Below are 16,075 nucleotides of genomic sequence, written 5' to 3'. Positions count from 1 at the left end.
TTGTCACTGTTATAGTCAACTATCTGGGATGGGGCGATCGCATTTTAGCCAATTTCGCACTCTCAGGAATTGCTACTCAGAAAAAAATAGCGTGATCGCTTGCTGTGTCTACGCTCTAAGACTCAAAAAATGCAATATTTTTCGGGGAGTGACAGAAGATGGATATAACTGTTAAGGAGGCATTTTAAATGACTTACCATTTTCGTGATCAAGTTCATTTTGCAAAATCTTTTCATAAATTTCGGGTAAGGAATTCGTGACCAGATTATCTTCAATTCCATAGCCTAAACTTGTCCAGGTTCCTGATAATAACTCTAACACCTGATCTACTTTTCCTTCGCGTAATAATTGAGAAATATTAACCCCCCAAAATTTGTCATCTAATAACCAACGATAAACCACCGTATCTTGATATTCCGGTTCAAAACTATAGGGAAGCCAAAACCAAAATTGAGCGGGTTTTGGATGATAGTGTTCGGCTTTTTCATCCCAGGTGGTTTTTAACATTTGATAGCGGCCGGCGGCGGTGCTACATTTGCCTTGATTTGGGCCCGTAACAATCTTCATACACAGGTCAGGATGGCTGTGTAAATTAGAGACATATTTTCCCCCGTATAAAACATGATAGGGGTCAGAATAACTGGACTCACTGGCGGAAATGGTGCGCATCAAAGCCCGAATATAGGGATCTCCTCCCCGCATCACTAACGGTGGCCATTGTTCTTCTACCTGTTGATCAATTAACGGTTCAAAGTCAGATTTTCCCTGGCAACTTCTGACCCCAATAAAGGTTAACGTCAACAGCAATAATCCACTCCAGAATAGCCGTTTTCGGCGATTAAGGTTCTGTCTTTTTCTTTGATAATGTTCCATCAATGACTTACACTGGCAAATAGTTGTTCTAAGGGCTGTTGTTGAGCCTCTGGGTTAGCTACAATTTCAATAATTTTATTCCGCGAATCTTCAACAAATAGGGCTTCTACACAAACTTGAGCCACTTTTGTTCGGGGAATACTGCCTTCAAATAGGGTATCGGCTGACTGCATGACTAAATTATCATTATTATCCTCATTTTTTAACCCACCCGGACGAACAATGGTATAATTCAATCCACTATTTTGAAGATATTCTTCCGCCTGTTTTTTCCACAAAAGAATCAGCCAAAATAAATTTAACGGGTGAAAAAATTGTGAAACACACAGGGAAGTCACTAAAACAAAATGTTCAATTCCCTGGGATTTTGCCCCGTCCACTAAATTTTTTGTTCCTTGATAATCCACTAGATAGGGCCCAGTAAAATCAAAACTGGGTTTGGCTCCAGTGGCACATAAAACAACTGTACAATCCCGGAGTGCTAAAGCTAGACTATCGGTATTTAAAACATCTCCGACCACCAGTTCCACCTCGGTCGGTAAAATTTGTTGAGCGGTTTCTGGATTCCGAACCAAGGCTTTAACCGGGATTCCCCGCTTCACTAATTCGGCAACAATTCGCCGTCCTGTTTCTCCTGTTGCCCCTGCGACAAATGCTTTCATAGTCTTAAAAGTTTTTCAGTAGATGTTAAGTTTTGCCAGCAATATCAAAAGTTCCATATATTGATTGTAGCGGTTCACGACAAGACAGGGCATTCTGGAAATAGAAAGCAAAGCAACCCTCACAGGAGAACTTATCATGCAACAGGACGAATCTGTTGAACTTCAACCATTAAGAGGGTCATCTGAGTCTGTTGATGATTCTGTTACTCTCCCAAACCCCGAAGAACAAAGCAACCCAGAGGCAGAAACTCAGGAGTTAATCTGGTTTCACAGCACTTTTGAAGACTGTATGGAAATGTTCGCCGATATGGATACGGTGGCGGAATATTTAGGTCAACATAGCGGGTGGTTTTGTCGGTGTGCATTACCGATGAAAACCGAACCCCTGGGAAATAATGCCTATGATTTATTAATTGGACGGTTTGGAGCCTTGGGTTATCGGGTGGAAGCGCGGATTGGGTTGGAATTGGTTCCACCGGATGCCGAGGGGATTTATCGGATTCGGACAGTTCCCATCCCTAATTATACGGCTCCCGGTTATGAGGTGGATTTTCAATCAACGATGAAGTTAGTAGAATTAGCCACGGCGGACTTTTGTACTGAACGGGGGATTAAATTAACGGAATGTCCGACTCAAATCACCGGGGCGCAATGGTGCTTAAATTTGGCCGTCGGGGTACAAATTCCCCAGTTTATTCGGGCTAAGTCGGAAGGGTTAATTCAAAAAACCGGGGACGCGCTGCTCAAAAATATTGTTAAACAAGTTTCTCGACGTCTGAGTGCAAAAACTCAACAGGATTTTCATAGCAGTTTGGGGATTCCTTTTCCAAAACATCGCTGTTAAGGCGGGCTGTTACGGATTTAAACTTTATTACCCTAGCGAGCACTGGACGTTTACTTGCCGTCTAATATAAGCGCACGCGACTATATAAAGCACCCCAACCCAGTCGGAGTATATTGACGTTTTTATATGTAAAGCATTCTAAGTATTGTTTTCTGTCAATGCTTGTCATCGGCTGTTTTTTCTTGACTTAAACAATCAATTTGTTGTTTAAATCTCAATTTTTGGCCAAAAATGGCGATTTTGATAATATTTGATTATATTTTAAATAAATATATTTAGAATAAACGATGAATGATAAGCAAAGCCTGATCACTCCCATTAAAAAAAAAATCATATTTAGCACTAAAAGGTAGTGACAATCTATAGATATGATGCTACTTTAGTATTTATAGACGGCTATGGCACGACTTAATTAACAATCAAGTCCCAACCTAAGTCACCCTGACCCTAGGGTAGTGTTTTATCTAGTGACTACCTCTAAGGAAAAGCTAGATCCCTTTAATGCAACAATGTACTACTACAAAATTCATTTTGTAAGTAGCAACCTATTTTTTCAACAGACAGGTTGTTAGGAGGTTTAATGTCTGAATTTTCAACAGGTTATTCTCGCAGAAAGTTTTTAATTACCGCCGGAGTTTCGGCGGCTAGTACCATCTTTTTAAAAGGATGTTTAGGCAACCCACCTGAACCTACAGCTAATACGGGAAATTCACCAGCGACAACAAACGTTCCGACGGCTAATATTAGTCCAGAACAAGCCCCAGAAGTGACAGCAATTAAACTAGGTTTTATTCCGATTGTGGAAGCTGCACCATTAATTATTGCCAAAGAAAAAGGCTTTTTTGCTAAGTATGGAATGAGCGATGTTGAAGTATCCAAACAGGCAAACTGGGCCTCAGCACGGGATAACGTCACCATTGGGTCAAGTGGGGGTGGAATTGATGGTGGACAGTGGCAAATGCCCATGCCCCATTTAATTACAGAAGGCATTATTACCGGGGGCAAAAAAGTTCCTATGTATGTCTTAGCCCAGTTAGTAACTAATGGCAATGGAGTCGCTATTTCTAATACCCATTTAGGCAAAGGAATAGGCTTAGATATTAAAGGTGCTGCCGAATATATTCGCAGTCTTCCAACTACCACTGGGCGCAAATTTAAAGCAGCTTATACCTTCCCTAATGCTAACCAAGATTTTTGGATTCGTTATTGGTTAGCTGCGGGTGGAATAAACCCAGATGTTGATATTGATTTGATAGCAGTTCCTCCGGCAGAAACGGTGCAAGGAATGCGAAATGGAACCATGGATGCCTTTAGTACAGGCGACCCTTGGCCCTATCGAATTGTTAGTGATAACATCGGTTTTATGTCCTGTTTAACCACTGAAGTTTGGCCGTTTCATCCTGAAGAATATTTAGCGATTCGTGCCGACTGGGTTGATAAACATCCCAAGGCAACAAAAGCCCTATTAAAAGGGATAATGGAAGCCCAACAATGGTGTGATAAACCGGAAAACAGAGCGGAATTAGTCACGATAGTTTCTGGACGGAATTATTTTAATGTTCCTGAAGCAGTTCTGACTCCTCCCTTCCAAGGAAACTATCAAATGGGAGATGGAAAACCGCCGATTCAAGACTTTAATAAAGGGCCGTTATATTGGAAAGATCCAATTGGGAATGTTTCCTATCCCTATAAAAGTCATGATTTATGGTTTTTAACTGAAAGTATCCGTTGGGGTTTCCACCAGGGTCAAATTAAAGATATTGCCCAAGCAAAAGCCATTGTCGATAAAGTAAACCGGGAGGATATTTGGCGAGAAGCAGCTAAAGAAGCTGGGTTTACTGCTGATATTCCCGCTTCAACATCAAGAGGTGTGGAAAAGTTCTTTGATGGGATTACTTTTGATCCGGCAAATCCAGAAGCCTATCTTCAAAGTTTAACGATCAAAAAAGTCTAGTGATGAGTTCATAATTAAGAATTAACCTATAGTAATCATAGATAATTCTTAATTGTGAAAAAGTGAATCTTCCCCATTCTCATTATAGACTCAGAAAAAAATAAAGGCTCATCTTCCCATTTGATTTACTAATAACTAATCAAGGAGTTTAAAAAATGACAAGTACCGCTAAAAGAAGAAGCAACGGAAATAGCTTTGTTGACAACTTGGGTGAATATTGGAAAAAGAACTCACAAAATATTATTCTTCCCTTCATGGGAACTTTGGGTTTTTTAGTAGTTTGGCAACTTTTATCCTTATCGGGAATTACCCGTTTACCAGGGCCGTTAAGTGTGATTACCAATGAACAAACCCGAATTTTATTAATGTATCCTTTTTATGATCGGGGAGGATTAGATAAAGGCTTATTCTGGCAAACTTTAGCCAGTTTAGGACGGGTGGCTCAAGGCTATTCAATTGCTGCAATTGTTGGCATTGGCGTTGGTATTTTAGTGGGAACAAATCCGATTTTAGATAAAGCATTAGATCCCCTATTTCAGTTTTTAAGAATGGTGGCTCCTTTAGCCTGGGTTCCCATTGCCTTAGTTGCCTTTCAACAAAACCAACCCGCCGCGATTTTCGTGATTTTTATTACCTCCGTTTGGCCGATTTTAATTAATACCAAAGAAGGTGTTAAACAGATTCCCGATGATTATAATAACGTTGCCAAAGTCTTGCAATTATCTCGCAAAGAATATTACTTAAATATTCTATTCCCTTCCGCCTTACCTTACATTTTCACCGGATTAAGAATTGCCGTAGGTTTAGCTTGGTTAGCGATTATTGCCGCCGAAATCGTGATGTCTGGGATTGTGGGAATTGGTTTCTTTATCTGGGATGCTTACCAACAAAACTATATCAGTGACATTCTTTTAGCCGTGGTTTATATCGGTGCCGTGGGTTTAATTTTAGACCGAGGTATTGGCTATGTTCAACAACTAATTGTGCCTGGGGAAAGAAAGTAATAACGGAATTGATAGGATTTACAGGATTAACCGGATAGACGAGACAGTTAATCCTTAATTCCCAACAGTCAAAAGTTACAGTGTGAGCGTCCTCGCTTGCTGAGGGTAAAAATAAACCATTAATCAGGAGTTAATATCATGGAAAAACCCTTAATTGAAGTGGAACAAATTGATAAAGTCTTTAACTTAACCGGGGGAGGTCAATATGTTGCCCTCAAAGGCATTGACTTACAAATTAAAAAAGGTGAATTTGTTACCTTAATTGGACACTCTGGCTGCGGAAAATCAACCTTATTAAACATGGTGGCGGGGTTAGATTTACCCTCAGAAGGAATTGTCACCATTGAAGGTCAAAAAATTACCAAACCAGGGCCAGATCGCATGGTAGTATTTCAAAACTATTCTTTATTACCCTGGCGAACTGTCCGAGAAAATATTGCTTTAGCAGTAGATTCCGTGATGAAAGGATTACCCTTAGCGGAACGGACAACTATCATTGAAAGCCATATTGATATGGTAGGATTACGCCCCGCCACAGACAAATATCCTGCCCAATTATCAGGGGGAATGAAACAACGGGTGGCGATTGCCCGTGCCCTAGCATTACGACCAAAATTATTATTATTAGATGAACCCTTTGGGGCTTTAGATGCCTTAACCCGGGGCAATCTTCAAGAACAATTAATGAAGATTTGCCAAGACAATGAAATTAGTGCCTTAATGGTGACTCACGATGTCGATGAAGCCGTGTTACTTTCGGATCGAATTGTGATGTTAACCAACGGCCCCGAATCAAAAATCGGACAGATTTTAGATGTAGATATTCCCCGCCCCCGCCAACGGATGCAAGTGGTAGAACATCCCAGTTATTACCGCTTGCGGAGTGAAATGATTTATTTCCTCAATCAACAAAAACTCATCAAAAAAATGCGGGCGAAAAAGAATAAAGTTGTTGCCCGTCATGGCCTAGAAAAAATTAATTTAGAACTCGGTTTTGTTCCCCTGACCGCCTGCGCCCCCCTCGCCGTGGCGAAGGAATTGGGATTTTTTGAAAAACACGGCCTCGATGAAATCAATCTCGTCCGAGAAACCAGTTGGCGCGGCATTAGTGATGGCATCGCTGGAGGCTATTTAGACGCGGCCCAGATGCCCTCGGGGATGCCTCTGTGGATGACCTTGGGAGGGGATGACACCCAACCCATAACGGTGATTACAGCCCTGACTATGACTCGCAACGGTAACGCCATTACCCTTGCCCGTCGCTTTTATGACCAAGGGATTTACACCCTGGCTGACTTTAAACAGATGTTGTTAAAATCCCCGGGACAACAACATCGCATGGGGGTGGTGCATCCAAGTTCCATGCACAACCTGTTACTGCGCTATTGGTTAGCCTCCGGGGGTATTGACCCAGACCATGATGTGGAACTGTTGACCATTCCTCCAGCCCAAATGGTGGTGGACTTACAAGGTGGTACTATTGATGGGTTCTGTGTGGGGGAACCTTGGAACCTGCGGGCGATGATGGAGGACGTCGGGTTTACCGTGGCGACGGACTTGGAAATTTGGCCGGGACATCCGGGGAAAGTTTTGGGAGTGCGCGAAGACTGGGCGCAGGCCTATCCCAATACCCATATTGCCTTAGTTAAGGCGTTGTTAGAGGCTTCCGCCTATTGTGCTAACCCGGAAAATTCCGATGAAATTCGGCAACTGTTGGCCCAACGTCACTATCTGGGAACCCGCCCCGAATATATTCAATTAGTCGATCCCAATGATGCAGCGTGCAACTTGGATCAACCCATGGGTCAATATGCCCATCATCAATTTTTTGGCGATGGAGTAAACCGTCCCAGTCGCACCGAACAGCTTTGGCACATGGTTCAAATGGCCCGTTGGGGACATACGCCTTTCCCCCGCAACTGGGTGGAAATTTTAGAACGGTTATGTTCGGTGGGTGCTTTTAGTACGGCAGCCCGGGAATTAGGACTTTCTGAAATTAGTTATAGTCGGGGCGCAATTCAATTATTTGATGGTACAAAATTTGATACCGAAGATCCCATTGGTTATCTGAATAGTTTGAAGATTAAACGGGATTTTACCGTAACAGAAATTGTATTAGATTCTCCCCGGATTAAAGTGGCTTAATTCAACAAAATTAGAGACGCGCTCCCGGCACGTCTCTACAAATCTAATTTAAAATTCAGGAAATATCAACCATGACTACTACTAAAATTTCTGCCTCTACCTTTGGGAAAAAATTTACTAAAAAATCCACCGATAAAACTGAACCTTATTTAGTATTTGATCAGGTTTCTAAGGTTTATCCCACTGCTAAAGAGCCCTACACGGTTTTAAAAGATGTTAACCTCACGATTAATGAAGGTGAGTTTATTTGCGTCATCGGACATTCCGGTTGTGGAAAATCGACTTTATTAAATATGGTGTCTGGGTTTAATATTCCTTCCGATGGTCAGGTGACATTGCGTTCAAAACCGATTTTGAAACCTGGCCCCGACCGGATGGTGGTCTTTCAAAACTATGCGTTATTGCCTTGGCGCACGGTGTTTGAAAATGTCTATTTAGCGGTTAATGCGGTTCATCCCAATAAGTCAAAGGCTGAAAAAAATGCTATTGTTCGAGACCATTTAGCCATGGTGGGATTATCAGAAGCCGCTGAGAAAAAACCTCCTCAAATTTCGGGAGGGATGAAACAACGGGCGGCGATCGCCCGGGCTTTAGCTATTCGTCCAGAAGTGTTAATTTTAGATGAACCTTTTGGAGCTTTGGATGCAATTACAAAGGAAGAATTGCAGGAAGAATTGTTAAAAATTTGGAATGATCATCGCTGTACAGTATTAATGATTACCCATGATATTGATGAAGCATTATTCCTGGCAGATCGCTTAGTGATGATGACTAATGGCCCCTCGGCAACCATTGGAGAAATCCTAGAAATTCCCTTTGAACGTCCCCGCGATCGCACTCAAATTATGGAAGATCCCGAATATTATAACCTGAGAAATTATGCCCTTGATTTCCTCTATCGTCGTTTTGCCCATGATGACGAATAAATAAATAATTGTTAACAGTTGACTACAACCCAAAACCCCGGTTTCTTCCAAAAACTGGGGTTTCAGTCTCCGTATCGTCTTATATACAAAAGCAATTCTAATAGGACTTACTACTTTTGTAGTAAGTCCTTCCGGGCTTAATCAGAGTCCTAAAGGACTCACTACGATTTTAGAATCAATTAATCATTGAAATGCTTAATAATTGCATCGGCAAATTCTGAACATTTCAAGGGTGTAACAGGGGGTTCCATCAACCGAGCTAAATCATAGGTGACTTCTTGATTAGCGATCGCTCCACTTAACCCTTTTTTAATCAAATCAGCGGCTTCTTGCCAACCCATATATTCTAACATCATCACCCCCGATAAAATCAGAGACCCCGGGTTAACTCGATCCAGTCCGGCGTGTTTGGGTGCAGTCCCATGGGTGGCTTCAAAAATCGCACAGTCATCCCCAATATTTGCCCCTGGGCCCATGCCTAAACCTCCGACCATCGCAGCGGCCGCATCGGATAAATAATCCCCATTTAAATTCATGGTAGCCAGGATAGAATACTCATCAGGACGGGTTTGAATCTGTTGGAAAATACTATCGGCAATCCGGTCATTGACCATAATTTTTTCTTTCCATTTCCCATTGCCATGGGTTTCCCCAATAGCCTTGAGAACATCTTCCACTTCCTGACAAATTTCGGCTTTTTTCTCAGGCGTTAGGGAGTCGTAACCTGGGTCAATCATTCGGGCATTATCTTCAATAGAAAGATCGGGATTTGTTTCCTGATTCCCCAAAATCCAAGATTCCCGTTCAGTCACACATTCGTTGCGAAATTCCGTGGTTGCCAGTTCGTAACCCCAATCCCGAAAGGCTCCCTCGGTATATTTCATAATATTACCTTTATGCACTAACGTCACCATTTGTTTGTTTTTAGGTAGACGCAACGCTTGAAAAATAGCTCGACGAACTAACCGTTGAGATCCGGTTTTACTAATGGGTTTAATTCCAATGCCAGAATCAAGGCGAATTTGTTTTTTCCCATGTTCAGGAGTCGCCGGAATTAACTCCGTATTCAGAAAATTAATTAATTTTTCGGCAATTTCCGTTCCCTGCCGCCATTCAATTCCTAAGTAAATATCTTCGGTATTTTCCCGATAGATAATCACATCTAATTTTTCCGGGGTTTTGTGGGGGGAAGGAGTTCCAGTATAATATTTACAGGGACGCACACAGGCATACAGATCATGAATTTGTCGTAATGCCACATTCAAAGACCGAATCCCGCCTCCGATGGGAGTGGTTAATGGCCCTTTAATGGCAATCCCATATTCCCTGATGGCGGTGGTAGTATCTTCGGGTAAATATTGATAAGTGCCGTAGAGTTCGCAGGCTTCATCGCCAGCGTAGACTTTGAACCAACTAATTTTACGTTGATCTCCGTAGGAGGCTGCAATAGCCGCGTCTAAAACTTTCTCCGTGGCGGGCCAGAGGTCAATTCCTGTCCCATCTCCCCGGATAAACGGAATAATCGGATTATTCGGGACAATGGGTTCGCCATTTTTGAAGGTAACTTTTTCGCCTGTGGTCGGTGGAGTGATTTTGTCGTACATATTCCTAAGAGGTGGAAAATAATTTTCCCTATTTTGTCATGATTGTTTACACCGATCCCCATTATTCACTGAAAAATTTTAGTTTTTCTGTTAGAATTGGCACAAGTATGTTGTTTTTTTACGGTTTATATCAAGGAATTATGACATTTTTAGCTAAGGATAGAATTTTGATGCAAAAGCTGCACCTTGGCATCATTTCTTAAACAATTGAAAGAAAAATACAAGAATATTTTAAAAAAAGTTAATATTCAAAAATTCAAACCTGTGTATGATGATTAGTAGCGAAAGCTAATGGAAATTGATTAACTTTCGACCCAACCTGGATTAGAGACCGACAAAGGGTTAAACTAGAGATTAAATATCAAACTCGTTGTTTCTTTTCTGAATATTTATATTCCAGTTATCTGTCATGCTGGGTTGCCAGGGTTAGACTGGCAATCCCAACCCGGACATCAAACGAATCAGTTGGAGAAAAGTGACCTCCTTCAAACTGAGTTTGTCACTTCAATAGGTTATTAATTTTTTACCCTTTTTAATTAATCCTAATTTCAGAAAACTTCAGATTTAATATTTATTGACTGGAGATTGCAACTATGGAAACCACTAGATCCATTAATCAAAACCCCTATCAAGATGTGTTTTCTCCCACATTAATTAATAGTCGATTGGCAGATCAGCAAGGGGATTTTCCCACAAATTATACCCCCAAAAAACAGACAGAACAACCCCTTTTATTAGAATTATCCGATTATGGGTTAGGAGAATTAGGACTGAGAAATCTGGGTCATGTTTATCGGAATTTAGCCATTCCCATTTTAGTAGAACATTCGATTGCTCGCATCGAAGGGATTTTGAGTGCTAACGGGGCGCTGTGTGTGAAAACCGGAAAATATACCGGACGTTCACCCCACGATAAATATATGGTGGATGAAGCCGAAAGTCGGGATGAAATTCACTGGAGCAAAACCAATGTTCCCATCCCAGAATTTAATTTTGATCGGCTGTATCGTCGAGTGCGGTCTTATGTTCAGGGACGGGATTTATATATTTTTGATGGCTATGTGGGTGCTGATCCTCAATATCAATATGGGGTGCGAGTGATTACCGAAAGAGCGTCCCAAAGTTTATTTGCACAACAACTGTTTATTCGCCCCACTCCTGAACAACTTCAAACCCACCACGCCGATTTTACCGTGATTGCGGTTCCCGGGTTACACGCCGATCCCGAAGATGATGGGATTAATAGTGAGGCTTTTATTGTTCTGAATTTATCAAAAAAAATGGTAATTATTGGGGGGTCTAAATATGCTGGAGAAATCAAAAAATCCGTATTTTCCCTGATGAATTACTTCATGACCAAAGCCGATGTGCTACCCATGCACTGTGCCGCCAATATGGATGCAGATGGAAACACCGCCCTCTTTTTTGGTCTCTCAGGAACTGGAAAAACCACCCTCTCGGCTGACCCCCAACGCTATTTAATTGGGGACGATGAACATGGCTGGTCAGATCATGGGGTATTTAACTTTGAGGGCGGCTGTTACGCCAAAACGATTAAACTGCGTCGGGAACAGGAACCCCAAATCTGGGATGCGATTCGGTTTGGGGCGTTGATGGAAAATGTGGTGTTAGATCATGACACCCGTGTTCCTGATTATGATGATAGTAGCTTGACGGAAAATACCAGGGTTGCCTATCCCATCGAATATATCCCGAATGCGGTGATTCCGGGCGTCGGTCGCCATCCTAAAACTATTATTTTCCTGACCGCAGATGCCTTTGGTGTGTTACCTCCGATCGCCAAACTGACTTCATTACAGGCGATGTATCATTTTATGTCCGGTTATACCAGTAAGGTCGCCGGAACCGAACGGGGGATTAAAGACCCAGAAGCCACCTTTTCCGCCGGGTTTGGTAAATGTTTCCTGCCCCTAGCTGCGTCAGTGTATGCCAAATTATTGGGGAAACGTTTGGAAGAACACCCAGAAACTAAGGTCTATTTGGTAAATACCGGGTGGTCGGGGGGGCCCTATGGCGTGGGTGAACGAGTGGCCATTGCCCATACTCGCGCCATGGTATCGGCGGCGGTGAATGGAGATTTAGATCAGGTAAAATTTAATCCCCATCCGATTTTTAAAGTCTTAATACCCGAAACTATTCCCGGGGTTCCCGATGAAATTTTAGATCCGGTGAAAACTTGGAAAGATCCCCAAGAGTATGAAAAACAGGCGAAACAATTAGCCCAGTTATTTGTGGAAAACTTCCAGAAATTTGAGGGAGTTCCTGAAAGTGTTCTGGAGGCTCAACCCCATATCAATTAAGTTCACCCGTAGTGAGGGCTGAAGCCCTCAATTCTATTAATCCCTTTGCTGTTGGAGCGGAGGGTTTTTAGATTTTTAAAAAGTTACAAATTTTGTGTTTTTCCGGTTTAATCTTATTTAGGTTCGGTTTGATCATAAAATGTAACTATTTAATCCATGAACCAGCTAATCAAACAACAAGCAATTCCGGGAATTATTGGGGGGTTAGGGCCCTTAGCTCATATTGAATTAGAGCGTCAATTAATTGCTTTAAATCAAGCGCGAGGAGCCTGTTGTGATCAGGAGCATCCCGTTTGGTTTTTAATTAATGCTACGGATATTCCCAATCGGACGAAAAGTATTATTGGAGAGGCGGAAAGTTGCACCCCCTGGTTAGTTAAATATGGCAAAATTTTACAAACCGCCGGGGCTAATTTTTTAGTGATTCCTTGTAATACTTCCCATGCGTTTTATGATCAAGTTCAACCTCAATTAGAGATCCCTTGGATTCATTGGATGAAGTCCACAAGCCTATTCATTCAAACCCATTATCCGCAATATCAAAATATTGGGGTTTTAGCAACAACAGGAACACTCAAAACCCAACTTTATCACCACAGTTTAACTGCATTGGGACTGAATTCGATTCAAACTCCCTTAAATTCTGAAATCCAAAACCAGATTATGAATGCCATTTATCATCCAATTTGGGGAATTAAGGCTACAGGAATTCAAGTTTCTGTCCCAGCTTTGGACATCTTAGTTAATGCGACCCATTGGTTAGCCGATCAGGGTGCAGAATTAGTGATTGCTGGATGCACAGAACTTTCTGTAGGTTTTAATTATTTAACAGATCTGCCTTTGATTTGGGTTGATCCGATGAAAATTATGGCTGAAATTACTTTGGATTTAGCTTGGGGATATTGTGCAACTTAGACCATTTCTTTTTGATCTATTACTGGATATTCAACTAAAATTCTAGTATCAGCAACAACTGAAGTTGCAGCGATCGCCGTATGAACAATACACAATGTTCGGAAAGGGTCAATAATCGGGTCAATGGCAATTAACAGGACTAACACCGCTTCTAAGGGTAATCCCAAGGGTTTTAGGACTAAATCTAATAGAGTTAGGGTTAAAACCCCCGTTGTCCCTGACGTTGCCATGCCCGCAAAAATGGAGGCAATAATAATAATTAAAAAACTAGATAAATTTAAGGATGTATTATATAACTGGGCAATAAAAACCGAAGATATCGCAAAATAAGTAACCGAACCAAATCGACAAATCGTAATCGCTAAGGGAGTGACTAAATCAACCGTTTGCAAATTAAATTTTAAGATTTCAGTTAAGGAGGAAATAGAGGAGGGTAAACAGGAAAAACTACTTCGGGTTGCTAGGGCTAATATGGTGGGTTCTTTTAAAGCTATACAGACATTTTTGAAGGAAGTCTTAGCTTGTTTAGAAACCACTAAGGTACTGAGACAATAGATTAAGGCATAGGCAAGAATCACCACTCCTACAAAATCACCCATAGCCAGAACAATTCCAAACCCAGTTTTAGCAATTTGGCTGGCTAATAGACAGAATAAGCCAAAAGGTAAGAGCAGAATCAGCCAATCAATTAATTGTTTTGAACTTTTATAAATAGTATCAAGCAGCAAAAACAAGCTGGAAGATGATGATTCTTTTACCGACCCTAAAGCGATGCCAAAAATAATTGAAAAAAACAAAATTTTTAAAGTATTACCCTCGCTCAAAGCTGAAAAAATATTGTCAGGAATCAAGTTGAATAAAAAAGAGATTAACATAGAAGTTTCTTCTGGTTTAGGGGTATCACTGCTAAGAGAGACTTCTAAATCTAGTTCTGATGAATTAACAATTACCCCTAAAGCCGTTAAAGTTGATTCATCTAAATTTCCCCCTGGATTAGTAACGACAGCTAGGGTCATACCGATGACGCTACAGGCTAATAGTCCAACAGAAAAAACCAACAGAATGCGTTTGATATATTTCTCAGTGTCTTGACTACTAATTAACCGCCCAACACTCATGGTTGTCGCCGAGAATAATATCGGTAAAACACACATTTTTAATAAGGCTAAATACAAATTGCCAAAGGGCGTTAAAAATGCCGATATTTCTTTTTGGAATATGCCAAAATATAGCCCTAATATAATTCCTGGAACAATCGCCAAGGGATGACGCAATATTTTGAATAATTGATCAAAATTGAAATATTTTTTAAGCATTTTCAGGATGATATTTATTGTTGTTTAGGTTGTCCGGGTTTTCCAAATATATCGGAATATTCTTGAATCAGACTATCAACGGTATAGTTGATTTTGTTCAAGTCTAGGTAGAGATTAACAAATTGTAAAAGATGCCCACTTGACCAAGGAAGGGCAATTGCAATCGGATCGTAACTATCTGAGAGGGCAACCGTTTTAAAATTTAATGCTATATTAGGTTGATTCAGAAGAATTTTTTTCACTTCTAACTCATCCCGATAGGCTGCTAAAACATCACCGTTGATTGCGGCTTCAATTACCTCCTCCCAAGTCGTAAATTCAACAATTTGAGCTTGGGGAAATTTCTCTTTGGTAAATCCCACATAGGATGATCCTTTAATCACCCCAATTTTTCCTTCAAAATTCTTTAAAAAATCAACCGTATCTTTCCCTTTTGACGCTTTTGCTAATTGTAAACGATTGATTAATAGACCATGCCTTAAGGTTAAATAAGGACGGGAAAAAGAGACCATTTTGGCTCTGGTCAAGGTCTGACTTAGTTTGGAAATTCCTAAATCGGCTTTTCGAGAATCAACAATATCCACGACATCATTAAAGGTTTTAGCCGTGCGATCAATTTTGAGAGAAACACCTAAAGCCGTAGCTAAATCTTGCGCTATTTTAATATCTGATCCGGTTAAATCACCCTGTTTATTTTTGACAAAAAATGGAAGAATATCAATTCCTATAATCGCAACAATTAGCTGATTTCGATCTACAATGGTTTGCAGATCGGGGGACAAACCAACAGAGGAAGTGGTTAACCCGATATTAGAGGTTAGTTCAGCCCTCATGCTATCATTGGGTTGGAGGTATTGCCAAGTTTGAGAATCAACTGTTCCCGTTGCCTCTAAGCCCATACTGACTTGAAAATTATAAACAGCCTCTTGTGTCCCTTCTCCATAAACTCCATCTAATGCACCTGGGTAATATCCTCGTTTTTTTAATTGAGTTTGTAAGTCAATGACTTGATTTCCCTGGCTATTAAGAGTGAGTAATGGTTGATCTGGATTAGATTGAACACTGACAGATATTGCCTGGGTTTCGGCAGTTTTTCCTATTGTTTCCTTAGGTAAAATATTGCTGGTTGAAATTGCAGAATCTCCCGTTGTCACCAAGACAGCTACAATGGCTGCTATACAACAAATAATCCCGATCAATTTTAGGAATGTCTGTTTCCGACTGGGGGGAATTGACATATTATTTTCCAAACTCCAAATCCTATTATACTCTGGTTGTGCTATTCTTCTAAAAATTCATAACTTTATCAGGAAAAATTCACATCTTTATGTGGGAATTGGGCATGAGTTATGACACTTTGCGGAATATTATCCAAAAATTCAGATATAATATATGTCAGTCGATTTTGCTAAAATGGAATTAGGAAGTTAACTTGATCTAATCCAGTATTAATCGGTCAAAATCATTTCAGGGTAATAGACTAATGAATTAGCTACTCTATTTTATAGAGT

At 40.8% G+C, this 16,075-nt stretch carries 12 protein-coding genes; 7 read left to right on the top strand and 5 right to left on the bottom strand.

Annotation, left to right across the window (positions count from 1 at the left end; all coding sequences use genetic code 11):
* Positions 1 to 171 precede the first annotated feature (171 nt).
* On the bottom strand, positions 172 to 873 hold the full coding sequence (locus PL11201_RS20245; RefSeq protein ID WP_079680684.1) for a glycoside hydrolase family 24 protein: 702 nt from the start codon (positions 871 to 873) through the stop codon (positions 172 to 174).
* Positions 873 to 1,535, bottom strand: a complete 663-nt coding sequence (locus PL11201_RS20240; RefSeq protein ID WP_079680683.1) for an SDR family oxidoreductase — start codon at positions 1,533 to 1,535, stop codon at positions 873 to 875. Before PL11201_RS20240 ends, PL11201_RS20245 begins: the two co-directional genes overlap by 1 nt.
* Positions 1,536 to 1,671: 136 nt before the next feature.
* On the opposite strand from PL11201_RS20240, the gene PL11201_RS20235 reads away from it, so the two are divergent.
* The 5 genes from PL11201_RS20235 (at position 1,672) to PL11201_RS20215 (ending at position 8,408) form a co-directional block, all read left to right on the top strand.
* A complete protein-coding gene (locus PL11201_RS20235; RefSeq protein ID WP_079680682.1) occupies positions 1,672 to 2,379 on the top strand; it encodes a DUF1997 domain-containing protein in 708 nt (235 codons plus the stop codon).
* Between the two features lie 580 nt (positions 2,380 to 2,959).
* Positions 2,960 to 4,333, top strand: a complete 1,374-nt coding sequence (locus PL11201_RS20230; protein ID WP_079680681.1) for a CmpA/NrtA family ABC transporter substrate-binding protein — start codon at positions 2,960 to 2,962, stop codon at positions 4,331 to 4,333.
* Positions 4,334 to 4,488: 155 nt separating this feature from the next.
* Positions 4,489 to 5,337, top strand: coding sequence for a nitrate ABC transporter permease (ntrB, locus tag PL11201_RS20225; RefSeq protein WP_079680680.1), 849 nt, complete (start codon positions 4,489 to 4,491; stop codon positions 5,335 to 5,337).
* A gap of 138 nt (positions 5,338 to 5,475) precedes the next feature.
* Positions 5,476 to 7,482 carry an ABC transporter ATP-binding/substrate-binding protein gene (locus tag PL11201_RS20220; RefSeq protein WP_079680679.1) on the top strand — a complete coding sequence of 669 codons (2,007 nt, stop codon included), beginning with the start codon at positions 5,476 to 5,478 and terminating at the stop codon, positions 7,480 to 7,482.
* Between the two features lie 71 nt (positions 7,483 to 7,553).
* Entirely contained in the window at positions 7,554 to 8,408 is an 855-nt protein-coding gene (locus PL11201_RS20215) for a nitrate ABC transporter ATP-binding protein (RefSeq protein ID WP_079680678.1), read from the top strand.
* 179 nt (positions 8,409 to 8,587) lie between these two features.
* Here the strand turns inward: PL11201_RS20215 and PL11201_RS20210 are convergent, their stop codons facing one another.
* A complete protein-coding gene (locus tag PL11201_RS20210; RefSeq protein WP_079680677.1) occupies positions 8,588 to 10,012 on the bottom strand; it encodes an NADP-dependent isocitrate dehydrogenase in 1,425 nt (474 codons plus the stop codon).
* 593 nt (positions 10,013 to 10,605) lie between these two features.
* Here PL11201_RS20210 and pckA point away from each other — a divergent pair.
* Together pckA and PL11201_RS20195 are read left to right on the top strand one after the other, a co-directional pair.
* Positions 10,606 to 12,333: a phosphoenolpyruvate carboxykinase (ATP) gene (gene pckA, locus PL11201_RS20200; protein WP_079680675.1), complete on the top strand. Its 1,728-nt coding sequence runs from the start codon at positions 10,606 to 10,608 to the stop codon at positions 12,331 to 12,333.
* Positions 12,334 to 12,489: 156 nt separating this feature from the next.
* Positions 12,490 to 13,248, top strand: a complete 759-nt coding sequence (locus PL11201_RS20195; RefSeq protein ID WP_079680674.1) for an aspartate/glutamate racemase family protein — start codon at positions 12,490 to 12,492, stop codon at positions 13,246 to 13,248.
* Here PL11201_RS20195 and PL11201_RS20190 read toward each other — a convergent pair.
* Positions 13,245 to 14,564, bottom strand: a complete 1,320-nt coding sequence (locus PL11201_RS20190) for a dicarboxylate/amino acid:cation symporter (protein WP_079680673.1) — start codon at positions 14,562 to 14,564, stop codon at positions 13,245 to 13,247. The genes PL11201_RS20195 and PL11201_RS20190 overlap by 4 nt on opposite strands.
* Before the next feature lie 14 nt (positions 14,565 to 14,578).
* The gene (locus PL11201_RS20185) at positions 14,579 to 15,802 is read right to left on the bottom strand and encodes a peptidoglycan-binding protein (RefSeq protein WP_079680672.1); all 1,224 of its coding nucleotides are present in this window, start codon (positions 15,800 to 15,802) and stop codon (positions 14,579 to 14,581) included.
* Positions 15,803 to 16,075 lie beyond the last annotated feature (273 nt).

This window comes from Planktothrix sp. PCC 11201, assembly GCF_900009135.1.
Lineage (GTDB): Bacteria > Cyanobacteriota > Cyanobacteriia > Cyanobacteriales > Microcoleaceae > Planktothrix.
This window is presented reverse-complemented; position numbering and strand designations above follow the sequence as displayed.